This is a genomic window from Pseudomonas sp. ARP3 (assembly GCF_001029595.1).
Lineage (GTDB): Bacteria > Pseudomonadota > Gammaproteobacteria > Pseudomonadales > Pseudomonadaceae > Aquipseudomonas > Aquipseudomonas rhodesiae.
Window position 1 is genome coordinate 106,522 of sequence record NZ_LEKF01000011.1, and the last position, 26,866, is coordinate 133,387.

Genomic DNA, 26,866 nt, shown 5'->3' on the forward strand with positions numbered 1-26,866 from the left:
CTCAGCGGCACAATGGGCAGTTCAGCGCCACATGAAGAATCTTCTCTGCATTGGCGCTCAAGTGCCGGTAAAGTAAGCCATCTCTTGCCAGGGCAGACGGATGAATAGCGTGCAGCTTTTACGCGGCCAGTTGCGGCCGGTATTGATGGGGTTGTTGTTGGGCGTGGCCTGTATTTCCACGGTGCGGGCCGACGACGGGGTGGCGCTGACCAGCATCGATCAGGTGCCCGAAGGCGTGGAAGTACGCGGCAAGCAGATCGCGGCCTACACCTGGGACGACCGCCAGGGCAAAAACCTGCTGGTACTCGCCGAGCAGCTCAACGAACGGGACGATGACGGCACCCAGTCTGCATTTGTCTACGCCGCCCAGTACCTGATTGACGGCAAACGCCCCAAGCGTATGTGGATGCTCTACGACGATGTGCAGCACTGCCAATTCGATGCGGCCCTGCGTTTCGACCGAACCGCCACCAAAGTCACTGACCTGAACGGGGATGGCATCACCCAGACCGTCGTCGGCTATTCGCTGACCTGCACCAGCGACGTCAGCCCCAATGAATTCAAGCTGATCATGCATGTGGGCAAATCCGAGAAGTACCGCCTGCGCGGCGTCGACCGCTACGGCGCGGCTTGGTGGGATGAAGAGGCTGGCGCGCTGCGCGGTATGCCGTTGCCCAAGGACTGTAGCGTGGCCGGCCAACAGGCGCTGGTCAGTCAATACAAGGAGCAGGGCACCGAGCTGCCATTGCCGGGCTGCTACCGCGACGAGAAGGATTTCGCCAAGGCACCGCAGGCGTACTTGCCGTTCATGCGTCAGCACTGGTTTGCCCTGATGCAGAAACAGGACGCCGAGTGGAGCCAGGCCCAGACCCAGCCCCAGGAACCCACCGACGACGAAGAAACCGCCCCGTGATTTTGTGCCAGGGCCGGTCATGCGCTAGACTCGGCCCTTGCCAATTCACTAAATACCTCGGTGAAACAATGAGTTGATCGGGGTATTTAATCCAAAGGCTGAATTACATTGACTGAGTTTCTGCGCAACCCCCTGACCCTTTACCTCACCCGCCTGGCACCTTCCAGCCAATTGACCATGCGCTATGTGCTGCAAGACGCCGCCGACCGCCTGGGCTTCGAAGACATCAATCTTGAAGAGATCGACTGGCACCTGCTGCAACCCGAACATGTCATCGCCCTGGTGGCGGCGCTGCGCGAAGACGGTTACGCGCCCAACACCTCATCGCTGTACGTTAATGCCGTACGCGGGGTGATGAATGAAGCCTGGCGCATGAGCCTGATCACTCAGGAACACCTGCTGAAGATGCGCACGGTCAAGGCATCCGCCGGCACGCGCCTGGGTCAGGGCCGCAATCTGCGCCGAACGTTGATCCGCGAAATGATGGAAGCCTGCGCCGCCGACCCACGCCCCCAGGGCCTGCGTGATGCCGCGGTAATCGGCATTCTCTACGGCTCAGGCATGCGCAAGTCGGAGTCGGTCAACCTCGACCTCGCGCAGGTCGACTTCGCCGAACGCAGCCTGCGGGTCATCGGCAAGGGCAATAAGGAACTGGTCAAATACGCGCCGGACTGGGCCTTTGCCAAACTGCAGGCGTGGCTGGCGTTTCGTCGTGAACAGCTCAAGGAGGGCGAGGAGGATGACAGCTTTCTGTTTAACCGCATCCGCCGTGGCAGCCATATCACCCGGGAACGCATCACCAAACACGCGATTTACTACATCGCCCGCCAACGCGGCGAACAGGTCGGTGTGAAGATCATGCCCCATGACTTCCGCCGCTCGTTCATCACGCGGGTGATCGAGGAGCATGACCTGTCGATTGCGCAGAAACTGGCGCACCACACCAATATCCAGACCACCGCCAGCTATGACGTTCGCGACGACAATGAGCGGCGGCGGGCAGTGGATCGGTTCGATTTGTAGAACGGTCAGAGGATCGGCTTGCCACCGGTGACGGCGTAACGCGAGCCGGAGATGTAGCTGGCTTCGTCCGAGGCCAGCAATACATAGATCGGCGCCACTTCCACCGGCTGTCCGGGGCGGCCCAGCGGGGTTTCGCTGCCGAAATTCTGCATATCCTCGTCGGTCATGGTGGCCACGATCAGCGGCGTCCAGATCGGGCCTGGGGCGACGCTGTTGACACGAATCCCCTTGCTGCCGAGCATCTGTGCCAGGCCCCCGGTGAAGTTGGCAATGGCGCCCTTGGTGGCGGCGTAGGGCAGTAATGTCGGCTTGGGCATGTCGGAATTGACCGATGTGGTGTTGATGATCGAGCTGCCGGCCTTCATGTGCGGCAAAGCCGCCTTGCAGATGCGAAACATGGCGGTGATGTTGATATCGAAGGTCTTGACCCATTCTTCATCCTCGATTTCTTCGAGGGTTTCATGGCTCATCTGGAACGCGGCGTTATTGACCAGCACGTCGATACGGCCGAACTGTTCAACGGTCTTGTCCACCAGCGCCTGGCAGGTGGCTTTTTGCGCAATATCGCCGGGCAGCAGCAGGCACTGACGGCCGGCTTCTTCGACCCAACGCGCGGTCTCCTGAGCGTCGTCGTGCTCATCCAGATAGGCGATGGCCACATCGGCGCCTTCACGGGCAAACGCGATGGCGACTGCGCGGCCGATGCCGCTGTCGGCGCCGGTAATCAGGGCGATTTTGTTGGCCAGGCGGCCGGAGCCCTTGTAGCTCTGTTCGCCACAGTCCGGGTACGGATCCATTTTCTTCTGGGTACCCGGAACGCTTTGGGCTTGTGGGGCGAACGGCGGGCGTGGGTAATCAGTCATTGTCGGTCTCCATAGGTGTGTGAAACAGCTATGAAGTTAGTGTTTTCCGGCCCGCCGATAGTTGTAATGGATGCCGGCCAAGCCCGACGAATGGTGACTGTCAGGAGGAGGGCGGGGCGCTCGCCAAATGCGCTGGCAAGCGGCGTAAGGTCCACAGCACCGTGAAGAGTGCCGCGACGGCGCACAGTGCGATCCCCACCAGCATCGGCGCTGGCGTGTGGTCGGCGAACACACCGACCAGGCTCATGCACACCGCGCCGGTGATCATTTGAATCGCGCCGAGCAACGCCGAGGCCGAGCCCGCTACGGCACCGTGGTCCTCCATGGACAGCACGCCGGCCGCCGGCAATAGCAGGCCGAGAAAACCAAAGCCGATAAACAGCAGCGACATCATCAAGGCCAGGTTGCCGGACCACAGCGTGGTGATTGCCAGCAGGCTCATCACCACCGCCACACCGATCACCGAACCGCGAATCAGCGGCGCCAGACCAAAGCGTGCGCTGAGGCGCGCAGTCAGTTGGCTCATGGCGAAAAACGACGCGGCGTTGAGGGCGAATGCCAGGCTGAATTGGGTCGGCGTCAGGCCGAAGTGCTCGATGTACACGAACGGCGCGCTGCCGATAAACACGAAAAACGTGGCCAGCCCGAAGCCGCACACCAACGACAATCCCATGAATACGGGGTCACGCAGCAAACCGCCGTAGCTGCTGAAGGCGCTGCCCAGGGTTTTGCCCAGACGGCGCTCCGCCGGGTGAGTCTCGGGCAATTGCACGACAGTCATCACCAGGCACAGCACAGCCACCACCGCCAGCACGGCAAACACTTCGCGCCAGCTCCACAGGGAAATTACCAGGCTGCCGGCCAACGGCGCGAGAATCGGCGAAACACTCATCACCAGCATCAGCAGGGACATCAGCCGCGCGGCTTCATGGCCGGTGTACAGGTCGCGCACAATGGCGCGGGGCACCACCATGCCGGCGCAGGCCCCGAACGCCTGCATTGCGCGAAAGGCAATCAGCACTTCAATGGTCGGCGCCAATGCGCAACCGATGCTGCCCACCGCGAAAATCATCAACCCGGCATAAATCGGTGGCTTGCGCCCGAATACATCGCTGATCGGCCCGTAAAACAGCTGGCACACGCCGATCACAATAAAGAACACCGTCAGGCTCATCTGCACCGCCGCCGGTGATGCGTGCAGGCTCGCGCCCAGGGTAGGGAGGGCAGGGAGGTAACTGTCGATGGCGAAGGGGCCGATGGCGGTGATCAACCCCAGCAGCAGGGCGAGATGGGCAATACGTCGAGACATGGAGCAATTCCGGGCCAAGCAAAGGCCGCTCAGCTTAAGGGATCCGCGCAGATCCGCAAACTTAGGCTTCAATAACAGGGACAAGATGCCGATAACGGTACTAACGACGCTCAGGCGGTTGGCTTTTCAACCGGCGTTCCAGGCACAGGGATACCCGCATGACGATCAAATTACGCTTGATGCTGCTGATTGCGACTGGATTGTTGACCGCCATGCTGATGAGCTTGGTCAGTTACCTGGGAAACGCTCGGATGAGCGACGCCGTGCGCGAAAACGAGGTCAGCATGACGGTGCTGCGCAACCATATGGAAGCCGACATGATGCACGACGCTCTGCGCGCCGATGTGTTGTCTGCCATGTTGGTCGGGCTGGGTAAGAGCACCAGTAGCAAGGACGAGGTCAGCAGTTCGCTCAAGGAGCACGCGGAGCATTTTCGCCAGATGCTGGCAGAGAACCTCAAGCTGCCGTTGGACGAGACGCTCAGGACCAAGTTGGAAAGCATCAAGCCCGCGCTCGATACCTATATCAGCGCAGCCGAACGTATCGTCGTGCTGGCTCTGGACAACCCGGAAGCCGCTCGCGGCGAATTAGAAACGTTCAATAAAGCGTTCACCCAACTGGAAGATCAACTGGCAACGCTGAGCGAGCTGATCGAAAGCAATACCCAGCAAACCGGCGCCAGCACCCAACAGACAATTCGCAGCGCCAATTTCACCCTAGGTGCGGTGCTGATTGCCAGTCTGTTGTTGCTCCTGGCGCAAGGCCGTTGGGTGATGCTGAGCATCATGGGCCCACTGCAGTCCGCTAGCCGGATTGCCGCCAGCATCGCCCGGGGCAACTTGAGCGAAACCATTGTCGAGCCGCATCGCAAGGACGAAGCCAGCTCATTGATCCGCAGCCTGGCGACCATGCAGCGTGATTTGCGCGGCATGATCGACGTAGTGCGCAGCAACGCACACGGCATCACCGGCGTTACCGAACAACTGAGTCATGGCTGTCATGAAGTCGCCAACAGCAGCCAGCAGCAAAGTTCAGCCGCCAGCACCATGGCCGCTGCCGCCAGTGAAATGACTGCCAGTATCGAAGAAATCACCCGCCACGCCGGGCACGCACTGGAAATGGCCAACCAGGCCGAAGCCCTGGCCAAGGACGGTGGGCGAGTCATACACCAGGTGGTCAGCGACATGGACGGTATCGCCCGTTCCTCCCAGCAATCGGCCCAGGTGATCCGCACCTTGGACAAGGAATCCGAGGCGATCTACAGCATCATCCAAGTGATCAAAGGCATCGCTGACCAAACCAACCTGCTGGCCCTCAACGCAGCCATCGAAGCGGCGCGGGCCGGGGAGCAGGGGCGCGGCTTTGCGGTGGTGGCCGATGAAGTGCGCAGCCTTGCGGGGCGTACCAGTGCGTCGACCCAGGAAATCGCCAGCATGGTTGGGCGCATCCAGCAAAGCACCCGGGAAGCGGTAACCAGCATGGAGGAGGGCGTCGCTCAAGTGGACAAAGGCATGGCGGTTACCGCCGATGTGGAACGCGCTATTCGCGAGATCCTGCAGGCAACCCTCAACACCACGGAACTGGTGCACGACATTTCGCGCACCATCAGTGAACAGAGCCTGGCCAGCAATGAAATCTCCCATCAGGTGGAGATGATTGCCGGGATGTCGGAGAACAACAGTCGTGTGATAGGCCAGACAGCGTCGACCACGGACGAGCTGTCGAACCTGGCCGGCAAGCTGTCCCAGTCGGTAGATCGGTTTCAGCTTTGATTTCGTAAGCTATTGATTTAACTCAACTAAATGACTATTTAGTTGAGTTGGATGCCAGAAGAGGGGGCTCAAGACTGGGCGAGGGCGGCCGCACGGCGCTGGCTGATACGTTCCACCGTCTGCATATGTTCGGTGCCCCAGGTACATAAGGTGCCCAATGCAATGGCCAAGGATTCGCCAAACGGTGTCAGCGAGTACTCCACCTTCGGCGGGATCTCCTGAAAATCGATTCGCACGATGATCTCGTCGCGCTCCAATTCCTTGAGTTGCTGAATCAACACTTTATCGGTCACGCCACCGATGGCGCGGCGCAATTCGCCGTAGCGATGGACATCCTTCGCCAGATTGTAGAGAACCAGCGGTTTCCATTTGCCGCCGATCACGGCGAGCGCAGCTTCAAGGCCGCAGTTGAATGACGTATTAGCCATGATTCGGGCACTCCATAGGGTACTTACCAAAAGGTGCATACTATTCAAAAGAATAGTCCGGATCTACAGTTGTGCCTCCACATACCTTGGAGTGCAACATGAGCAGGCTCAACGGCAAGATTGCAGTCATCACCGGTGGCAACAGCGGCATAGGCTTGGCGAGCGCGATTCGCTTTGCGCAGGAAGGCGCGCAGGTCGTCATCGTCGGCCGCAGGCAAGAAGAACTCGACAAGGCGCTCGACCTGATCGGCCCGCACGGCATCGCCATTCAGGGTGATATTGCCAAACTGGATGATCTGGAACGCATCTTCGCGCAGATCAAGGCGACTAAGGGTCGGATTGATGTGTTATTCGCCAATGCGGGCCTAGGTGATTTCGAGCCTATCGGCTCAATTACCGAAGCATCGTTCGACCGCACGTTTGGCATCAACGTCAAAGGCACACTGTTCACTGTGCAAAACGCGCTGCCACTGATGAGCGCCGGCGGCTCGATCATGCTCACCGGTTCTACGACTGGCACCATGGGAACACCAGCGTTCAGCGTTTACAGCGCAACCAAGGCGGCACTGCGCAATTTCGCCAGAAGTTGGGCGCTGGACCTTAAAGGCACAGGCATTCGCGTCAACGTTATTTCTCCTGGACCGATCTCGACACCCGGACTGGACCTGGCATTGAGCGGAACCGGTCAGAAAGACGCGATCATTGACGACATGACTGGGCAGGTTCCTCTGGGCCGAATTGGTCAAGCCGAAGAGGTGGCAGCGGCCGCATTGTTCCTGGCGTCGGACGAAAGCAGTTTTATGACCGGCAGCGAGATGTTCGTGGATGGCGGGTTTGCTCAGGTTTGACACAGCAAGGGGTTTTGCCCGTTGAAATGTGACGGGCATCGCCTCTGATTATGTAACATTACGTTACGCATAATGTATATTATGTTAAATCATATGACATGTCATAAATGTTCATGAGGCTCACCAGCGCTGCAGAGAATCCGTTCCCGGAACGTTTGCAACTGCGCAATTGGCTAATGATTGGATTGCTCTTGGAGACAGGCATCCGTCGTGGAGAACTTCTGAAGTTCTACACCACGGATATCAATAAACTCATGGGCACGTTGGGCGCTAACAGCTCGATCGACGGGCTGCAGGCGTGCACTCACTGCGGCTCCGCGCCGCACGCTTGATGTCGGAAGATCACGAGCGCTCGCACTGATTGATCCGTTGAGCGCCTTTGACGATCGCCCAACCTATCAATCAGCCCGCGGCTCTTTCCCCCACACGTTGACGTGACACATTCAACGCCACCAACGACGCCAGGATCGCCATCACCATCCCCGCCAGAAACCCACCGCTATACCCCGCCTGCGCAGTCAACCCCACCAGTAAGGTCGAAGACAGCATTTCCCCCAGATCACGCGTGCTTTGCACGGCGGTCATGTCCGTACCGGCCTGGTCGCTTTGCGCAGCGAAGGCCATGGAGGCGGTCATGATCACCACCGAGGTGGCGCCGGTCGCGAACGAGCCCAGGCCCACGGCCAACCAGATCAGTCCGGTTTGCGTGGCAAGCATGCCGTTGGCTTGCAGTAGCCAGGTCAACGCGGCAGCGCCGGCCATGCCTACCGCCAGGATGAACGTCGGCCACAGCCCCAACACCCGGATCAACCACGCACCACCGCTGCAGCCGAGGACGATGGTGACCACGCCGCCGCTCATGCCCAGTTGGCCGATAGCCTGCAAGGACCAACCGGCGTCATTCAGGAACAGCTTTGACAAGCCAAAACCCGACACTGACGTCATGGCCGACAACAAGGCCAGCACCAACAGCGCCAGCGCCTTTGGCCGCCTGATGAACCGCCATAATGAGGCATGCGCCACATCTGGCTGTTTTTCCTTGGCCGGTGCCACGTGCAGCCAGCCGACGCACACCAGGCTCAACAACGGCACCAAAGCCAGCAGACTGAACGCGCTGGTTTGCCCCAGGTAGCCGCTAAGCAGCAAGGTGCCGGCGCCGCCAACGAAGAAGCCGACCATGGTGCCGCCCACTTGAATGGCGTTAATCCGCGCGAGCATGTTGCCGCTAAAGTACTCGGCCGCCATGCCGTCGGTGGCGATGTCCTGGGTGGCGCTGGCCAGCGAGGCAACAATCAGCAGGCCCACGGCGATGCCTGCCGTCTCGACGCGCAGGCCGATGCTTGCCAGGCAGGCAATGCACAGCAGCACCAGTATCTGCATGGGAATGATCCAACTGCGGCGCCGCCCCAGGCGTGGGCTCCAATGGTTATCCACCTGGGGCGCCCAGAGGAACTTGACCACCCACGGTATCCCCACCAACGGCAGGAACGCCAAGGCGTGGAGCGCCGCGCCGTCATGACGCAGCAGGGTCGGCAAGGCGTCCATGGCGATGCCGAAGCAAATGCCTTGGGACAGGTACAACAGTGCAAAGGTCAGCACCATGCGCCAATGTTTCAACAGATCCAGCATTACAAGTCTCCCCTCAGGCAACATTGGCGGCGGCAGCCCGTGCCGCGCGCGTAAAAGAAATCAGGCGCCGCAATGCCCACAGGGCACTGGCCGCGCACAGCAGCAACACAATATCGATGGGCCACAGCGGCACGCTGCCTTGTTTCAGGCTGCCGGCTAGGTGCAGCAGCGCCGCCGCCAGGAAGCCCAGGCCCGTCATGGCCAGCAGCAGGTGCAGCGGTTGATGCCTGGGGGGCATCAGGCAGGCCAGCAGCAGGCTGGCAAGCCAACCGCCCCAGAACCACCACGCCAGGTTGGCACTGCCCAGCGCCCCCGCGCAGAGCAATACCGCCGTGGCCGCCAGCAACCCGCCACCGCCGCCGACCACCAGGCGCAGTAGCACCTGCCAACCGCCGCCGGCCTTGAGGCGCCGACGCTCCAGCCACAGGTACAAGCCGCTGAGCACCAACCCCGCCGCCGCCAACGCCATGCCGAAATGCACGGCGCGCAGCAGTGACCCGCCAACAGGCACCCAGCGGTAGTCGGCAAAGTGCAGCGGCTGCACCGCAATAAACGCCTGCAACCACAGACCGCGTCCGCTGGCGCTGCTGGAGCCGACGGCGAGGCCGTCAGCGGCGCGATAGGCATGCCGTTCAAAGACGGCCGTACTGGGCAGGCCTTGTTGGATACCGCTCACTTCCACCCAGGCATCCGGCTCACCCCAGTGGTGCAAGGCGACGTTCTGAGCAGAGAACCCCGGATGGGCGACGGCGTCCTGGTGCAGCAACTGATCCAGATCGACCGCCGGCGCTGAAGCCGTTGTTCGGTCGACCTGCGGCGGTGCCCCCAGCAACTGCATGAACGCTTGCTGCGGCGCGCCCGGGAACGCCTGCGCGGCTAGCCCCAAGGTGCCGAGCGCCCCTAGACCGGACAACGCGCCAGTGATACCAAACAGCAGCAACCAGGGCCCGCACCAACGGCCGATCAGGCTGTGCAAGTCATGGGCGAACACCCGTGCCCCACGGTCGCGCCGCAGGCGCTTGAGGTCTTGCAGGCGCCCACTGTGTAATGCACTGCCTGCCCAGATCACCAGCAACAACACCACGCCCAAAAAGCTGATCAAAATCCGGCCGGGAAAACCGATGAACAGACTTTTGTGCAGGTTGAACAGGATATCAGCCGCGTTGCCTGACGCCAGCTCACGGCCGCTGACGGGGTCCAAGGCGACCGTGCAGTCCTTGGGCGATGCACACAACTCGACCACCGAGTGGCGGCTGTCCGGCAAACGAATGCGCAATTCACCGAGCGCCAGGCCGCGCTCGCGAGCGATAGCCGGCCATTGCGCGACCGGTAGCGCCGGTCCGTGAGCCAACGCCGCCGGGCCGCGAAACCAGGCGCGCAAGTCTTCATGGGCCATGCTCCACGCCCCCGTCAGCAGGATCACGAACAGCAGTACTCCAAACACCCCGCCTGCCCCGGCATGTACACGCTGGACCAATGCCCTCGGTGCGCCCATCAGGTTCATCGCCAGGCTCCATCCCAAAGCAGCCAGGGCGTAAACAGCAGCAGCCAGACGCTGGAGCGACACACCACGCGTTTGCGATCCGGCGCCAGCAACGACCACAGCAGTACCGTCACCAGAAACCCCAAGCCCAGGAACACGCCGGCATACAGCCGCTCCAGCCCACCGCCCCACGGATAATGCCGCGCCAGCAGGACGGCCAGTTGCAGGCTGCTGAGCACACTGCCCGCCAGCGCCAGACAAATGCGCAGCGGCCAGGAACCAAGGGCCGGCGCGGCCATCAGAACGTACCTCGCAGGGTCAGATTGAGGCTGCGCGGTTCGCCATAGCGGTTGTTCCAATTGACGTTGGACAGGCTCTGGTAGTACTTGCGGTCCGCCAGATTGTTGCCGTTGACCGCGGCAGTCCAATGCTCGTCGATGCGGTAGGCGACCCGCGCATTGAGTAAGGCATAGCCGCCCTGCTCCAGGGTCACAGCCCCGGATTGGGTGGAGTAATCACTTTGCGCCTGCATGCCGGCACCGACGCTCCAGCGGCGGTCCTGCCACGGCAACTCGTACTGGGTCCACACCCGCGCCATGTGGCGCGGCGTGAAGCTGGCATAGCGCTCACCCGAAGCGTTGGTGTCCTTGAGGTACTCGGTGCTGGTGTAGGTATAACCGGCGGAGACGTTCCATTCGGGGGTGATATAACCGCTGCTCTCCAGCTCGAAGCCCTGGCTGCGCACCTTGCCGCCGCTGATGTAGTAGGTGGTCGACCCCACACCCGGATGGTCCGGGTCGACTTGCGGGTTGTTCTCCAGGTCGATACGGAACACCGCCAGCGACATATTCAAACGCCCGTCCGCCAACTCGCCCTTGATCCCGGTTTCATAGGTCTTGCCCTCCACCGGTTTGAGCAGGTCGCCGCTCCAGGTTTGCCCGGTCTGCGGCTGGTAGACCTCGGCGTAGCTGGCGTACCACGACCAGTTCTGCGCAAAGTCCCAGATCAAGCCGCCATACGGGGTTATTTCCCGGCCGGGGGTGAAGTGGCTGGTCGGCGCGTTCTGGTCCCACCAACTGGCCCGGCCGCCGATGACCAGGGTCAGCGGATCGAGCAGTTTGTAGCGGGTCAGCGCGTAGACGCCCTTGGAGGTGGTCGTCGTGGAACCGGGCGATGTATAGGCGCCGATCCCGGGTTTGGGCACACTGCTCGGGTCCCAGCGATAGACATTCACTGGCACGTTGAGCGGCGTGGTGAACTGGGCGGTGCGCTGCTCGGTTTCGCCGTGGCTGTAGTTGGTGCCCAACAGCAACTCATGGCTGCGGCCAAACAACGAATACGGCCCATTGACCGAGGCATCCACGCTCTTTTGAGTGCTGCTGAATTTATACGCAGCGCCCATCAAGCGACCGCCATCGCCGGTGAGCGGGTCGATGGCGCCAAAAGCACCGGCATAGCGCAGGCTTGAGTCGGCATCCTGGTATTCGGCGGCGACCTTGGCTTTCCAGTCGTGATCCAGTTGCTGCTCAAGAGAGCCGAACACCCGGCGCGTGGTCCACTTGAAGCGGTCCCAGTCCACGTCCAGATAGGTGGAGCGCGACAGGTTCAGGCTCGATCCGTCCTTGGCCATGGGCACGCCGGCCATGTTGGTCACCGAATCGATGGTCTGGTATTGCGCGCCCAGGGTCAGCAGGGTGTCTGGGGTCAGGTCGAATTCGGTGATGCCGTAGAGCAACTGGGTGTCTTGCTTGCCGACATCGTAGAAGTAGTCGCGATCCTCGTAGGCCGCCACCACGCGCCCACGCACATTGCCAGTCTGGGTCAGCGGCCCGCCGACATCCACTTCGCCACGGTAACGGTCCCAGGTGCCGCCGCTGAGGGTGGTGCTGGCGGCGAATGCCTTTTGTGGGCGCTTGCGCACCAGGTTGACCGTGGCCGCCGGGTTACCGCTGCCGTGCAGCAAACCATTGGAGCCACGCAGGATTTCGACGCGCTCATACACCGCCATGTCCTGAGGCGAACCGGCGGTTTCACCGAGCATCGCCGGCACGCCATCCAGTTCGAAAGAGTTGATCTTGAAGCCACGCACGTAGTACGCGGTGGTCAGCAACTGGAAAGGCTGCACCGTCACGCCAGTGGCCTGCTGCATCACCTCATCGAGGCTGAACAGGTTTTGCTGCTCGATGCGCTCGTGGTCGATGACGCTCACCGACTGCGGCGTTTCCCGCAGTTTGAGCGGTAGCTTGCCGATGGCGGTGACGCCGGGTGGGGTCACCTCGCCCGAGGTGTCGTCACCCGCGACCTTGATGACAGGCAATTGCACGGTCGCAATCGCCTGTGCCAACGGGCTCAGGCCCAGCACCAACACCATCCCAAGCTGCGCCCCATTACGTTGGAAACCCCGCCCCGCCTTTGTTGCTCCCCGGTGTGACATTGCCCAGCCTCTTTATCGATAATAATTCGCATTAGTATCGTTTAAACGAACGCTGCGACTTTTCGATTAAGGGACTTTTTCAATGGCTGCCCGGCAGGTTTTGCTCGACGAACTGCGCATACCAGCGGTGCGTGGCCAGCAACTGCTCATGACTGCCGCAGCCACTGACGCTGCCGCCTTCCAGCACCAGGATCTGATCGGCACCGCGCACCAACATCGGGTTGTGTGACACCAACACCACGGTGCGCCTGCCATGCAGCGCCTGCAGGCTGCGATTGACCCGTGCTTCGCAGCGCGCATCGAGGCTGGCGGTGGGTTCGTCAAGCAACAGGATCGGCGCCGGGGACAGCAGCGCGCGCGCCAGGCCGACCCGTTGCCGCTGGCCGCCCGAGAGTAATGCGCCGCCCGGCCCCACCTCGCTGTGCCAACCCTGCGGCAGGCTGCTGAGCACCTCATCCAATGCAGCATCCTTGGCGGCGTGTTGCAGTTGCGCAGGCGTGGCTTGCGGCCGGGCCATGCTGACATTCCACAGCAGGCTGCCGGCAAACAGCCCGCTGTTCTGGAACACTTGCGTAAGGTGGTTGGCCAAGGTGTGTTCGCTTAGCTGGCGAATGTCCACCTGGCCGAGTCGTACTGCGCCGGTCTGCGGGTCCATGCCACGCCCCAGCAAGGCCAGCAGAGTACTTTTACCCGCGCCCGACGGTCCGACAATCGCTGTGAACGTTCCCGGCGCGCAATGGATGTCCACATCCTTGAGCAACTGCTCGCCGCCTTCGCCGCAGATATTCAAGCCTTGCCCTTGCAAACTTGCATCCTGAGGCTGCTCTCCGGGGTGCGGGCTGTGCAGCGTCGGCACGGCCAACACCGCGAGCACTTGAGACAACGCCTGCCACGCCATACGCAAAGCCTGGTCCAGGTAAGCCAGTTGCGACAGCGGTTCGATGAAGCGCATCAGCAACACCAACACCGCCACCAACAGCGCGCCGGATAACTGCCCCGCCGCCACCGCCAGCACGCCACCTGCCAACATCAGCGAAAACACCACCTGCACCGCCGCCGCAAAGCCAAGCCCGCTGGGCAACGCGCGGCGGTTGAGACGGTGCGTGGCCTGGTGTTGCTCGTGCAAGGCCTGACGCAACGCCAACTGGCCCTGGCTGGCATCACCGGCGCTGCGGATCAAGGCCTGTTGCTGCGCGAATGTCTGCAACAGCTGCCCGGCGCGACGGTCGACTTGCTGGCGCAGTTGCTCCAGCGCCAGGCTACGTCGCCCGGCCCAACGCAGCAGGGCGAACAACGGCAGATAAGCCAGGGCCAACGCCAGCGCCAAACGCGGTTCAATAAAGATCAGCCCCAGCACCACCATCGTCGGCGTCACCAGCGCCGTTACCAGCGGCGCCAGCAAGTGCGCCGGGATGCCCATGCTGTTGAACACCGGCCCGCGCACCAAATCTTCCAGCTGGCCCTGACGCGCCAATGGCAAACGCGGCAGCTGTTGCACCAGTTGCGAGACCAGGCCGGCCGCCAACCCGGCTCCCGCCAGATAACCACGGCGCTGGGCAACGTAGCTGACTAAGGCCTGCAGCAACGTCAGCCCCATCAACAGCAGCACGCTTGGCTGCACACTCTGTTGATCGAACCAGGCCAGTATCAGCGGCACCAGCGCCAACCCCGCCAAGCCATCCAGCACGGCGGCCAGTAGCATCCACCCCAGGGCGCCGCGCAGTATGCGCCGGGCCTGGTCGGGCAAATGACGCAACGGCGAAAGTACACTCATGACACGAACTCCAGTTGATCGGCCATCGACATTTGCTCGTCCCACAGCTGGCGGTACAGACCGTCCACGGCCAACAACTGTGCATGACATCCGCGCTGCACAATGCGCCCTTCGCAGAGCACCAGGATCTGCTCGGCATGGGCGATGGTTTCCAGGCGATGGGCGATGATCAGCCGCGTGCGCCCGGCCGCGTCGTCGCGCAGTGCAGTACGCAAGGCGCGCTCGGTCTGCGGGTCGGTAGCGGAGGTGGGTTCGTCGAGCAACATGATCGGCGCACGCGAAAGCAGCGCCCGCGCAATCGCCAGGCGCTGCAATTCGCCGCCGGACAGCCGCACATCATCGTCCACCACGCTGGCGTAGCCCTTGGGCAACCCCATGATCCAGTCATCCAGGCAGGCCGCCTTGGCCGCGGCGCGAATCTGTTTTTCACTGGCGTGGGGCTGATACAGGGCGATGTTTTGCGCCAGTGACAGGCGCAATGCCCCCGCCTGCTGAAACACCAGAGCCAGATACTGCTGCAATTGGCGGCTGGCGATCTGCCGAACATCCACCCCGCCCACGCGCACATGCCCGCTGTCGACGTCCATAAAGCGGGCGATCAAACCGGCCAAGGTGCTTTTTCCCGCGCCGGACGGCCCCACCAGCGCGGTGGTAGTGCCCGGCTCCAGGCGCAGGTTGATCGCCTTCAGTACCGTGACATCACCCTGGGAGAAGCTCACATCGAGCATCTCCACGCTGGCGTCCCGAGGCGATTGCGGCGCGTCGGGTTCGATCAACGGCGGTGTACTCAACACCTCCTGTAGGCGCCGGGCACTTGCGCGCGCGTTGTTCAGCGCATCAAAGCCGTGCCCCAGCGCCAATACCGGCGCCGCCATGGCGCGCACCAGCAGCAAAAAGCCGCACACCTGCACGGCGCCCACTTCGCTCACGCCGATAAATAGTGTGCCAAGTACCACCCAGGCTAACAGCCACGGTGCGCTGAGAAGGACCTGGATCAGCGCAGCAAGATGACCGGCGCGGCTCACCCAATGGCTGAAGCGCTGATCAAACTGCTGCACCGCCTCTTGCACACGGCGATGAATGCCCGCGCTGGGAAATTGCCGGACCAGGCCTAGGTTGCCGGCGAACTGGCTGTAGTCGCTGAACAACCGCTGGATTGCGCTATTGCGCTGGGCCACGTCCTCGCGGTAATGCGCCGAGCCCAGGCGCCAATAGCCCAGCACGCCCAATGCCAACGGCAGCAGGCACCAGAGCGCCAGGGCACTGTTGCTCCACAGCAGGTAGGCCAAGGTGGCCATGGGAATCAACAGCAGGTTGACTAGGTCGGTCGGCGCATGGCCCACCAGTTGGTGCAAGGCCCGCACATCCTGCTCGGCGTAACGGGTGACGCCCTCGGCCCCCAGCCGAGCAAACCAGCCCAAGGGCAAGCGTTGCAGATGCTCGGCCAGGCGCACGCGCAGACGGTCACACAGGTCGGCGTCCACCTGATGGGTCAGGTGCAAGGCCAGGGTCTGGCCAAACAACCACAGCGCTGACGCCACCACCGCCACCACCACCCAGTTCAGTGCCGAAGACGCCAGCGGCGGCGCCTGGCGCAAGCTGTCCGCCAGTTGCGCCAAGGCTATCAGCGGCAGCAGCGAGCAGATCCCGGCGACGGCCTGCAACGCGATCGCCGCCCCTAAGCGCGCACGGAAAGGACGCAGCATTTCGCTCAAGTGGTTCATCGGACGTGCTCCAATGCCTGGGCCAGGCCGGCCGCCGGCAACGTCAGCGACGGCTGCAGCGGGAACCCGAGCGCCGCCGTCACCTGCTGCCATAGCCTCACCACTTCCAGGCTGCGCTGTTGCAGGCGCGCCAGCCCCACCCCCGTGATCAGCGGTTGCAATGCACTGGCCGCGGCTGTCGGCCAGACGCGGCGGTAAACCTGCGCCCAATCCGCCGCCGCGGCCTCCAACACTTCGGCGCACGGCAGCGGCTCATCGGCCTGCGGCCCAAACAGGTCGAACACCCCGTCGACATCTTGCACCGGCGCACGCACGGCCGGCAGCCACAGCAACGGCCCGTGGGGCGAGGCCAATAGCAACGTGCCGCTGTCAGTGGCGATGCTGATGCGCTGCAGCCTCTGCATGCGCCCGTCATCATTGGCGGCCAACTCATTGAGCACGCGCAGCGACACCGGCACTTGCGCCATGACCAGGCTGATATCCCGCCAGGCCGACAGCGCCGGTGCCACGCAGTCCACCGACCATGGGCCTACCGACTCCAACAGCGCCGCCAGCACATCGAGGGTCGCGTAACTCACCTGCACCGCGCAGTCGGCGTCGATATGGCGAATGCCCTGTTGACGATGCAGCTGCCGCGCCAGCTCGATGAACCGCGCCACGCACGGCAACTGCGGATAGAAACTGTTGAGCAGGCAGCGCCGATGCAGGCGCGCCGCCGTGCTCAGCAAGTCTTGCAGTTCCTGGGGCAGCAACGGGTGCTCGATCAGCACATCAATGCCCCGCTCCATCAGCGCTTGCGCCAAGGCGGGGCCTTGTTCGCCCCTTGCTGCGCCGCCCACCGCCACGCAGGCCAGTTGTGTGTCGGCGGGTACGTGGGCCAAGGCCTCGAAACACGGCACTTCGAGATAGCGAGCCAGTGCGCGGGAGCGACGGCTGCCCTGCCCCAGCACCCCGACCAGTTCCAGGTGCTCGGCCGCAGCCACACCAACGGCGTAGAACTGGCCGAAGCGCGAGCCCACCACCAGGGTTTTCACAGGCATAGTCATGGGCGTTCCTCCAGCAAGTAACGACTCAGCCCGGCGTTCAAGCACTCGAAGTGATTGCCGCGAAGGGTCTGCACAGTCAGCGGCGCCAACGACGCCGCCTGCCACCAGGCCTGCAGAGCGGCCTGGTGATCGGGGATCAACGGGTTGGCGACGCTCGGCACAAACAGGCGGATGGCGCCCACATACGGCGCGCCGTCGCTGTAGTGGCTGGCGCGCACGGAATGAGCGAACACCCGATACAACTGCTCATCGGCAATGCCCTTGGCCGCCGCCAGTACGCGAGATTTGAGCGCAGTGGCGTCCAGACCCAGGTGTTTGTCGAGCAACGGCTCGGCCGCCGGCAACCCCAGCGCAGCGGTGTCCAGCCCCAGGGTGCCGGCGAAGCTGTAGAGCATCTGCACTTCATCCTCCACCAGGTACGGAATGCGGTAGCTCGATACGATGTCCACCCGACGCACCTCGGCGCCCAATTGCAGCAGGGCCTTGGCCAGCTCCAGCGTTACTAGCCCGCCGGAGCAGTAGCCCAGCAAGTCGAAGCGACGCCGGCCGCTGTCCCACAGCGCCTGGGCATACCGTTTGCCGAGGGTAGCGTTGATATGCTCCGGCGGCAGGCTCAAGTAATCATCGCTGTCGTGCACCGCCAATCCGAGCAACGGGCCGCTGCCGGCCAGTTCGGCGATCAACCCGCGATACGGCAGCAGCGTGCCGAGCCCTTCATGCACCAGCACCCGCGCTGTGCCTTCACCCGCGGCCAGTTCCGTCAGCGCATCCACCCGCCCGCGCCCACCCAGCGGCGCACGGCGGGGGTCCGTGGAGGGCACCACTGCGGGGGCTTCGCTGCTCGACTCACTGCGCAAGCGCTGGGCCAGGCCTTCCGGGGTCGGCTGGCTGAGAGCCCAGCGCAACAGGCGGTCGAAGGGTTGCGCACGGGCCAATGGCTCTTGCTCGCGCAAGCCGGCGATCAATTGTGCGATCAGCAGCGAGTCACCACCGGCGCCGAAGAAATCCTGATCCGCCGACACCCCACTGCAATCGAGTACTCGCTCCCAATGCGCGATCAAGCGCTGCACCAACTCATCCGCCACTTCCGTGCGCGCACGGCGTGCCGGTTCGAGCTGGCGCTGCTCGGCTTGGGTGGTCAGCGCGCGGCGGTCAATCTTGCCATTGGCGGTGACCGGCAAGCGGTCGAGTATCCGCACCTGCGCCGGCACCATATAACGCGGCACGCGCTCGGCGATGAAGGCCAGCAACGTCTCCTGGCTCAGTAATGGCCGGTCGGTTTTCACGCGTGCGACCAACAGGTCGTAGCCCAGCAGGTGCAGCACACTGTCGGCCGACGCCAGCGATTCGGCCTGATCGCCGGCCTCGCTGTTCAGCCACGCCAGCCACTGGTCCGTATGCACGAACAGCTGCCCGGTGGCGGCGCGCACGTCCTGCGGCGTCTCCATCATCAGGCTTTGGCTAATGCTGATTTCGCGGTGTTCGCGGGTCAGTTCCTGGATCACCAGCCAGGCATCGGCTTGCAGCAATTGGCGTAACCCGGCGAGCAGGCGCGGTGTATCCAGGGCGTTGTTCAATGCGCCGGAGCTGAGCAGCAGGTCCAGCGACCCCGCGGCAAGCCCTTGTTCGCAGGCGGGTTTGTTCATGTCGAACGGCATGAAGCGCACCCACGGATACGCGGCAAAGCGTTCGCGCGCAGCGTTAAGGAAATAGCTCGACACGTCGGAAAACACATAGTCGATCTGCACCCCGTCCGCCACCAACGGCGCCAGCGCGGGGATGATCAGCGCACTGGCGGCACCGGTGCCGGCCCCCACTTCCAGGATGCGCCAGCGGCGCTGGCTCTGGCGCGCAACGATCGCGCAAACCGCCTCGGCCATGGCCCGATGCAGCACTTGGGCATGCTGGCCACGGCTGTACATCGCCTCGGCAATATGTGCCGAGCCTTGCGGGAACATCAGGCTTGCCGGGCTCAGGCGCCCGTCCAATTGCTCGGCCAGGCGGGTCGCGCTGGTGCGCAGGTAATCGACCAATTCCAGCGGCCAAAGACCGCTCGGCGCCAGACGGGCGAACTGTGCCCAGGCATCGTCCTGGTTCAGTTCAGCCGTGCTGACCTGGCAGCGCCAACCGTCATTGTCTGCACACAGGTAGCCGCTGTCGGTCAACAACGTAAGCCAATGCCGCAACAGGCGATGCTGACCGGCGTCGAGTTGCAAGGCCTGGCACAGCGAGTCGAATGCCACGGACTGCCCCGGGATCAGCAAGCCACTGCCGCCCAACCAGTGCAGCAACGACACATCCGCCGCCCGATCCAGCGCAGCCAGTGCTGCTTCGATGGCGGCGCGCGGGCCGAAATCCGCGTGTTCAAGGGTGTGGCGAGCCTGGCGCAGGACTTCGCCCAACTGCGTGTTCAGGTGAGGCGCAGGCGCGTTGGTGTGCAGGGTGACGAAGCTGCACAGCGAACGTTCGTGACGCTCGCCGAGCAACACCGTGGTACTCGCGGCGATCTGCGGATGGGCCAGCCAGCCCGCGTCGATTTCCGCCAGTTCGATGCGGTGACCGCGAATCTTCACCTGGTCATCCTGGCGCCCAAGAAACTCGATCAAGCCTTCCGCGTCCAGGTAACGCCCCTGGTCACCCGTGCGGTACAGGCGACGCCCGCTGGCATGGGTGATGAACCGCTCGGCGCTGCGTTGCGGGTCTTCGGCATAACCCAGGGCCAGGCCGAGTCCGCCGATATGAATCTCACCACGCACGCCCACCGGGCACTGGCGGCCCAGCGCGTCGAGTACTTCCAGGGTCTGGTGCTTGAGGGGCCGGCCGTAGGGGATGCTTGGCAAGGCCGTATCTTCGGCACGAATGGGATGCTCCACCGACCAGATCGCCGCTTCGGTGGCGCCGCCCAGGCTGAACAACTGGCTTTCGGGCCAGCGTTGCCACCAGCGGGTCGGCAGCGTGGTGGGAATCCAGTCGCCGGACCACAGCACACAGCGCGGCCCGGGGATTGCGCCGGGCTCGGTCTCCAGGTAATCCACCAGCATCTGCCCTTGTGCGGGCACCGAGTTCCACAAGGTGATGCCGTGTTCCTGCATCAATTGCGCCCAATGCGAAGGATCGGCGCCGCGCTCGGGGTCGGGCAGCACCACCTGCGCACCGACCGCCGTGGCGCCGAAGAAGTCATACACCGACAAGTCGAAACTCAACTCTGCCAGGCCCAGCACGCGGTCATCGACGTTCACCGCGTAGCGCTGGTTGATGTCATCGAGGGTGTTGACCACCGCGCCATGGCTGAGCATTACGCCTTTGGGCGTGCCGGTGGAGCCTGAGGTGTAGATGATGTAGGCCAGGTCCGCGGCCTCTACCGCCAGCGGCTCACGGGGTGGCCAATGCGGGTCGACGGCAAGCGTATCGATGGCGACGCGCGGAAGTTCAAGGCTGTCCGGCCATGCCTGGGCTTGCAAGACAATCACCGCAGCAATCCCCGCGTCGCGCAGGGTCGCCTCGCGGCGCAAGGCCGGTTGGCGGATGTCCACCGGCACATAGGCCGCGCCCATCTGGGTAATGCCCAGCACCGCCATCAGTTGCCAGGCACTCTTGGGCAGCATCACCGCCACCCGCGCCCCCGGCTTCACGCGGAGCGCTTCAAGCGCCTTGCGCACCGCGGCGGCATGCTGGGCGACCTGACGATAGCGGTAACGGCCGTCGCGGTCGCTGATCACGAGGGCATCCGGAGTTCGCAGCGCCTGTTGGGCGAAGCCGTCGGCGATATTGCGCGCTGGGGCGCTGGCGTGGATTGGCGGGTTTGCCTGCTGCGCGGGCAGCACGATATCGCCACGCGCTTGCCACAATTGCGGGTCGCAGGCCAAGCGTTGCAGCAAGTCGACGTAGGCTGCGAACATCTGCGCGGCCATGCCCTCGGGCAACACGCCGATGCGGACATCCCAGCCGATCTGCAAACCGCCGTATTGGTCGCTGACCTGGCAGTCAATCCACACTTGCGGGGTTTGGCTGATCATGTAGCTGGGCGGCTGCAACACACGCCCGGCATCGCCGAGCATGCGTTCGACGCTGCCGATGCCACTGGTGAACACCACCGGCATCAGGTCGGCGCCACGCCCTCGCACACGGGCCAGTTCGCGCAGTACCTCAACGCCGGTGAAGCGGCTGTGGTCGAGGTCATCGAAAAGCTGCGCGCCGATACGCCGCGCACGCTGGACAAAACTGGCGCCCTCGGTGCCGTCCACCGCGAGCAGGCTCAGCGCGGTGAAGTCTCCCACGACCTGGTTCAACTGCGGGTGCAGGTTCGGTCGGTTGAGCACGGTGAGGTTCAGGCAAAAGTCCGGGCTTTGGCTCCAGCGCCCGATCACCTCCGCAAACGCGGCCAGCGTCACGCCCGCCGCGCTGAAGCCTTGGGCGCTGGCGAGGGCGCACAGGGCGTTCCATTGCCCGCTGCTCAACACGCCATGGTGGTGGGCGAAACGCGTGGAGCCCAAGCCCGCGTGCTCGCTCAGCGGAAGGTCCGGACGCCCGGGCAGGCTGTCCAGGCGCGCCAGCCACCACGCCTTGTCGGCGTGCCAGGCGGTGCTGCCACGCGCTTGCTGTTCGTGCTCGAGGTAGTCGCGAAAGGTCGCTTCCAGCGCCGGCCAGTGGCGCGTCGGTTCCAAGTAGCGCTGGGTGAGTTCTGCCAGCAGCAGTTGCAGGCTGGCGTAGTCGAACAAGGTGAAATCCACCGAGCAATGCAGGATTGCCTGCTCGCGTCCCACGCTCAGTTGGGGCAGCAGGATCGGCCATTGATCGAGCGCATGGCAGGCATGGTCCAGGCGCTTGCGCACGCTGTTCAGGTGCGCCTCGAATTCCTCGGGCGTGGCGTCGCGGCGGTCATGCACCGGCAGCTGTTGCCATGGCACCTGGGCTTGCACACGTTGCTGATGGTTATCGACCACCGCGCGCAGCATCGGGTGACGTTGCACCACGGCGTTCCAGGCCTGTTCAAGGTGCCCGGTGTCGACGTTCGCCGGCCACGGGTATTCGACATACAGGTGGCAAGCGTTGCCGCCATAGTCAAAGGCCGGGTTGCGTCCCAGTACATAGGCGCCCTGTACCGCGCTCAAGGCGAAGGGTTGCAGCGCCTGCTCCGGCTGCGCGCGCCATTGTTGGGGCGCAAGATGCACCAACAGCGCTGGCCGCTGGGCGCGAATACGCTCCGCCAGGGCTGAATCCAATGCGCCTTGCGGCGCGCGAAAATGCAGCTTGCCGTCAGTGGCCCAGAGTTCGATCTGGCGTTCACGGCAGATGTGCAGCACATCATCCAGGCTCATAACACGCCCTCCTCGATAGCCACTTCGCCGCTGCGCACCAGCAACGCGGCCATGCCTGCCAATGTCGGCTGCAGGTAGAAATCGCTCATGCGCAGGCTGGCACCCAGTTGTTCACGCACGCTGGCCAGCAGCCGCGTCGCCAGCAGGCTGTCGCCGCCCAGGCTGAAAAAGCTCGCCTGGGCGCTGCGCACCGGCCGTCCCAGGATGGCCTCCCAGCACGCTGCCAGGGGCTGTAGCTCGGCACTGAGTTCGCCGTCTTCGTTGTTTGCCGGTTGCCTGCGTTGCAACGCGTCGCTGAGGCTGGCGTGCAGGCGCGCGCGGTCGATCTTGCCGTTGGCATTCAGTGTCAGGCGCGGTACGGACCACAGATGTTCGGGCCGCATCGCCTGGGGCAAGCGTTGTTGCAGCCATTGGTCGAGGCTTTCAGCGGTCAGGGTTTCATCCGCCGCACGCGCACTCAACAGCAGCATCGCGGGGTTTTGCCACAGGCATTCCAGGTGGCGAAAACCGCTCTGGCCGAGCAGGTGCGCCAGTTCGGCAGCGTCAGGCAATACCGGTGCGCGCTCATCCAGCAGCGCCGCGCTGACCAGCCGCAACGGCGAGTCGCGCAACAGGTCGGCCAGCAACAGGCGGCCTTGCGGCTTGAGCAGTGCCTGCGCCAGATTCAGCCCATCGCCGGGCTGAGCATAACTGTGCAAGGCCGCGAAGCTGATCACCACGTCGTACTGTGACCAGTGCTCAGCGGGCAGCACGCCCTCCACCAGCAATTGGCTCGCCACGCGCCGGCGCTTGCCCACGCTGGCCGCCAGCAGGCCGGGGCTGCTCTCGAACAAGGTCAGTTGCACGTCGCGCGAACTCGCATGGTCCAGCCATTGCTCCAGCAACTGCCCGCCGCGCACATCCAGCACCGCGACTTTCAGCGGTGTGCCGCTGTGTTGTTGAAGCTCCTGGCTCAGGGTGTCCAACACCTGGCGGCCCGCCGGCAGGTTCAACACCATGGCCTGCGGTGCCAGCAACGGATCGAACAACACTTGCGAGGCGCCGTCTTCGGTGCGCAACAGCACCTGCAAGGCACCGACCATGCGGTGCAGATCCGCCTCGCGCCACCCTAAGTGCGCCAACGCGTCGTGCAGGCTGAGCGACTCGACATGCTCGGCCAGCCACTCGCGCCACGTGTCGAGCAGGGCGCTGGGCGGCGGGTCTTGCAGCAGGCGGCGCAACAGCTGCGCGGTGACCTGGTGCTCTGCGGCCAAGGTGTCGTCGAGCATCGAGACGGCCGGCAACGCCTGCGCCGATGCAGATTCAGGGCTGATCACCACGGCCGCGCCGAGGCTGCCGTTCAACACGGCAGCACAGGCGCTTTCAACCCGTGGGTGGGCGGTGAGCGCCGCTTCGATTTCCCCCAGTTCGATACGCTGCCCGCGCAGCTTGACCTGCTGGTCCATGCGCCCGAGAAACTCAAGGGTGCCATCAGCCCAGAAGCGCCCGCGGTCGCCGGTGTGGTACCAACGCCCGTGCTCATCACTGCGAAAGCGCTGTGCGGTCAGCAACGGGTCATTGCGATACCCCCGCGCCAGGCTTGCGCCACCGATCAACAGTTGCCCGATCACCTGGTCCGGCACATCGCGCCCGGTGGCGTCCACCACCCGATACGCCTGGCCGGCCAAAGGCTTGCCATAGGGAATCGACGGCCAGTGGTCGGGGACCTCATCAATGCTTTGCAGGTTCGACCAGATACCCGCCTCGGTGGCGCCGCCCAGGCCGTACACGCGGCACTGCGCGGTGGCGTGGCGCCGCAGGCGTGCGGCGAGGTCGAGGGCAATCCAGTCGCCCGACAGCAACACCGCCCGCAGGCTTCGGTAATCACAGGCATCGGCGCCGACGCCCAGGGCCATTTCCAGCAATGCCGGGGCCGAATTCCACAAGCTCACGCGGTGTTCGGCGATCAGTTGCGCCCAACGCGCCGCATCGCGGGTTTCTTCAGGTTGCAGCAGCACCAGGCGAGCGCCCTGCCCCAGCACGCCAAACAGGTCGTACACCGACAAGTCGAAATCCAGCGCCGACACGGCCAGCAGGCAATCATTCGGTGTGACCTGCAGTTCGGCCTGCACCGCATCGATCGTGTTGATTGCGGCGCCATGGCAGACTTCAACACCTTTGGGAATGCCGGTAGAGCCCGAGGTGTAGATCACATACGCGCTGGCGCGCGGCGATAGCGTTTTCGGCGCGGCCAATGGCGCGGACTGCTCAAGCACCGCCGGGTCAAGCCATTGCAGCGCGTTGCCCGGCGGCTGATCGGCAATCACTCGGGTGATGCCCGCAGCCGATTCGATCAGGCTGCGCCGCGCAACCGGCTGTGCGGTATCCACCGGCACATAGCAACCACCGGCCGCCAGCACGCCGAATACCGCGGCGATCTGGCGAGGCCCACGCGGCAGGCAGACCTCCACCGCCTCGCCCTGACGCATGCCCGCCTCAAGCAAACCCGCCGCTATACGCAGGGCTTGGGTGGCCAGATCGTTATATGTCCAGCGTTGCGCGCCGCAGATCAGGGCGAGTGCGTCGGGTTGCCGGGCACTTTGGCGAAAAAAGTCTTCAAGCAGGCCACGCCCCGGCGCCAACGCCGGCAGACTGTTCTGCTGGTCGCGGCGCGCCTGTTGCGCCAGCGGCAACAACACCGGTTGCGGCTGGTTCCAGTCGCTGTCGGCGAGACGCTGCACCAGCTCGACATAGGCGCTGAACATCGCCTGCGGCACGCCTTGCGGGAACAGTTCGGCAACGCTGTCCCAGGCCAGCAGCACGCCGTCCTCAAGCCGATACAGTTGGTGGTCGAGCCACACTTGCGGGGTTTGCGAGAGCATGTCGTGCAGGTCGCCAAACACCTCGCGAAAGCTGGCGGGGACAAAACCCGAATCGCTCAAGTTGCAAGAAAACACCACCGGCGCGGAACGCGGATGACCTTGGCGACGTGCCTCACGCAGCACTTCCAGCGCGGGAAACGCCGCGTGGTCGATGGTGGCGTGCAAGTCGCGCTGGTAGCGTCGGGCGCCTTCGGCAAACGGCAACTGCGGCGTATCTTCACACGCCACCAGCAGCAAGGTGGTGAAGTCGGCAATCACCTGGTCGATGGATTGCTGATCATCGTGACGATCGAACAACGGCACATTGAGCAGGAAGCTCGACTGTTCACTCCAGCGTGCCAACACCGCGTTGAACGCTGTGGCGAACACGCTGGGCAACGTCAGGCCATGGGCCGTCGCCTGGCGTCGCAGGCGTTCGGCTTCTGCGTGACTGAGTACGTAAGCCTGGCGGGTAAACCGTGGCGCACGGATCGATTCCGGGGCACAGGCCAGCGGCAGTGCGGGGCCGTCCGGCAACTGCGCAAGGCGTTTGCACCAATGCTCACGATCTCGCGCATACGCCTCTGCGCGACGTTGGCGGCGCCGGCCCAGGTAGTCGGCAAACTGCACGTCCGGCGCGGGCGCAAGCGCGGCCGGCGCCTGATAGGCCTGGCCCAGTTGCGCCATCAACAGGCGCAGGCTTTCCACGTCGACGGCCAGCAGGTCGACACTCAACCACACACGATCGCGGCCTTCGGGCAACTGCACCAGGCCGACCAGCAACACCTGCCCCGCGTCCACGGCCAGGCATTCATGCGATCGCCATTCACGCAGCGCGTGCCAGGCGTCTTGCGCAACCGCTTGAGTGTGGTGGCGCCAATCCTGATGGTCGAAAACCGGCAATTGCGTTGCGCCAAGAATGCGTTGGCGGCCGTCGTTGAAACTGGCCCGCAACATCGGGTGACGCGCTTGCACGCACTTGACTGCCGCTTCCAGGCGTTGCGCATCGATGCCCTGGCAATCGAATTCCAGCCATGCGTGGCAACTGATATTGCCCAGCACTTCGGCGGGCCCGCGCCCCAGCCAGTACGCCTGTTGCACCGCGCTGAGTTCAAAACTGTCGTCGGCTGCGCTCAACGGGGCGACATCAGTCACCTCCACACGCCGCACCGCCTGGCCATGCAGCAGGTCAAGCCAGGCCGCGAGGCTGGGTTCGGCGCTGAGTTGGGCGAAGTCGACCCGCAACCCATGGCTGCGCAGGCGCTCCTGCAAGTACATCAGGCGTATGGAATCCAACCCGCAGCCCAAGAGGTTTTCCTCATCGCCCAGGCTGTCGATTTCTTCCACGGTAGCGCCCAGCAACTGGGCAAGGTGTTCGATCAGCCATCTGCGCAGTGCGGTGGTGTCTGCTGTTGTCAGCTCGCTCATGAAAAGCTTCCTGTGACCCGTCTAGATAAAGTCC

Annotated in this window: 16 protein-coding genes and 1 pseudogene; 5 read left to right on the forward strand and 12 right to left on the reverse strand. The window is 63.7% G+C overall.

The features are described 5' to 3' along the window. The first annotated feature begins 100 nt into the window (after window positions 1-100). Window positions 101-913 carry a M949_RS01915 family surface polysaccharide biosynthesis protein gene (locus ABX75_RS14825; RefSeq protein ID WP_034097903.1) on the forward strand — a complete coding sequence of 271 codons (813 nt, stop codon included), beginning with the start codon at window positions 101-103 and terminating at the stop codon, window positions 911-913. A 108-nt stretch (window positions 914-1,021) separates the two neighbouring features. Continuing rightward, the gene (gene xerC / locus ABX75_RS14830; protein WP_034097901.1) at window positions 1,022-1,936 is read left to right on the forward strand and encodes a tyrosine recombinase XerC; all 915 of its coding nucleotides are present in this window, start codon (window positions 1,022-1,024) and stop codon (window positions 1,934-1,936) included. Between the two features lie 5 nt (window positions 1,937-1,941). On the opposite strand, the gene ABX75_RS14835 is transcribed toward xerC, so the two are convergent. Beyond that, window positions 1,942-2,799 carry an SDR family oxidoreductase gene (locus ABX75_RS14835; protein ID WP_047882186.1) on the reverse strand — a complete coding sequence of 286 codons (858 nt, stop codon included), beginning with the start codon at window positions 2,797-2,799 and terminating at the stop codon, window positions 1,942-1,944. A gap of 100 nt (window positions 2,800-2,899) precedes the next feature. Next, entirely contained in the window at window positions 2,900-4,108 is a 1,209-nt protein-coding gene (locus tag ABX75_RS14840) for a multidrug effflux MFS transporter (protein WP_047882187.1), read from the reverse strand. Window positions 4,109-4,266: 158 nt separating this feature from the next. Here ABX75_RS14840 and ABX75_RS30005 point away from each other — a divergent pair. Both ABX75_RS30005 and ABX75_RS30010 read left to right on the forward strand, forming a co-directional pair. Then, window positions 4,267-5,022: pseudogene (locus ABX75_RS30005) on the forward strand (MCP four helix bundle domain-containing protein); the annotation flags it as partial. A gap of 132 nt (window positions 5,023-5,154) precedes the next feature. Continuing rightward, on the forward strand, window positions 5,155-5,880 hold the full coding sequence (locus ABX75_RS30010) for a methyl-accepting chemotaxis protein (RefSeq protein WP_371263993.1): 726 nt from the start codon (window positions 5,155-5,157) through the stop codon (window positions 5,878-5,880). Between the two features lie 68 nt (window positions 5,881-5,948). On the opposite strand, the gene ABX75_RS14850 is transcribed toward ABX75_RS30010, so the two are convergent. Beyond that, window positions 5,949-6,308: a helix-turn-helix domain-containing protein gene (locus ABX75_RS14850; RefSeq protein ID WP_034097895.1), complete on the reverse strand. Its 360-nt coding sequence runs from the start codon at window positions 6,306-6,308 to the stop codon at window positions 5,949-5,951. 98 nt (window positions 6,309-6,406) lie between these two features. On the opposite strand from ABX75_RS14850, the gene ABX75_RS14855 reads away from it, so the two are divergent. Beyond that, window positions 6,407-7,156: an SDR family NAD(P)-dependent oxidoreductase gene (locus ABX75_RS14855; protein WP_047882189.1), complete on the forward strand. Its 750-nt coding sequence runs from the start codon at window positions 6,407-6,409 to the stop codon at window positions 7,154-7,156. A 402-nt stretch (window positions 7,157-7,558) separates the two neighbouring features. Here ABX75_RS14855 and ABX75_RS14865 read toward each other — a convergent pair whose 3' ends face one another. The 9 genes from ABX75_RS14865 to ABX75_RS14905 form a co-directional block, all read right to left on the reverse strand. After that, complete coding sequence (locus tag ABX75_RS14865) at window positions 7,559-8,785, reverse strand: RhtX/FptX family siderophore transporter (protein ID WP_047882191.1); 1,227 nt, start codon at window positions 8,783-8,785, stop codon at window positions 7,559-7,561. Window positions 8,786-8,798: 13 nt separating this feature from the next. Continuing rightward, window positions 8,799-10,289, reverse strand: coding sequence for a PepSY domain-containing protein (locus ABX75_RS14870; RefSeq protein ID WP_053060096.1), 1,491 nt, complete (start codon window positions 10,287-10,289; stop codon window positions 8,799-8,801). Next, window positions 10,286-10,567 (reverse strand): hypothetical protein, encoded by a 282-nt coding sequence (locus tag ABX75_RS14875; protein ID WP_034097888.1) that lies wholly within the window; start codon window positions 10,565-10,567, stop codon window positions 10,286-10,288. The genes ABX75_RS14870 and ABX75_RS14875 overlap by 4 nt, the downstream gene beginning before the upstream one ends. Next, window positions 10,567-12,639: a TonB-dependent siderophore receptor gene (locus ABX75_RS14880; protein ID WP_099311866.1), complete on the reverse strand. Its 2,073-nt coding sequence runs from the start codon at window positions 12,637-12,639 to the stop codon at window positions 10,567-10,569. Before ABX75_RS14880 ends, ABX75_RS14875 begins: the two co-directional genes overlap by 1 nt. A 142-nt stretch (window positions 12,640-12,781) precedes the next feature. Continuing rightward, entirely contained in the window at window positions 12,782-14,476 is a 1,695-nt protein-coding gene (locus ABX75_RS14885) for an ABC transporter ATP-binding protein (protein ID WP_047882192.1), read from the reverse strand. After that, a complete protein-coding gene (locus tag ABX75_RS14890) occupies window positions 14,473-16,200 on the reverse strand; it encodes an ABC transporter ATP-binding protein (protein WP_047882193.1) in 1,728 nt (575 codons plus the stop codon). Before ABX75_RS14890 ends, ABX75_RS14885 begins: the two co-directional genes overlap by 4 nt. After that, the gene (locus ABX75_RS14895) at window positions 16,197-17,246 is read right to left on the reverse strand and encodes a Gfo/Idh/MocA family oxidoreductase (protein WP_034113724.1); all 1,050 of its coding nucleotides are present in this window, start codon (window positions 17,244-17,246) and stop codon (window positions 16,197-16,199) included. The genes ABX75_RS14890 and ABX75_RS14895 overlap by 4 nt, the downstream gene beginning before the upstream one ends. Beyond that, a complete protein-coding gene (locus ABX75_RS14900; protein WP_047882194.1) occupies window positions 17,243-22,564 on the reverse strand; it encodes a non-ribosomal peptide synthetase in 5,322 nt (1,773 codons plus the stop codon). The genes ABX75_RS14895 and ABX75_RS14900 overlap by 4 nt, the downstream gene beginning before the upstream one ends. Continuing rightward, a complete protein-coding gene (locus ABX75_RS14905) occupies window positions 22,561-26,832 on the reverse strand; it encodes a non-ribosomal peptide synthetase (RefSeq protein ID WP_047882195.1) in 4,272 nt (1,423 codons plus the stop codon). The genes ABX75_RS14900 and ABX75_RS14905 overlap by 4 nt, the downstream gene beginning before the upstream one ends. Window positions 26,833-26,866: the final 34 nt, after the last annotated feature.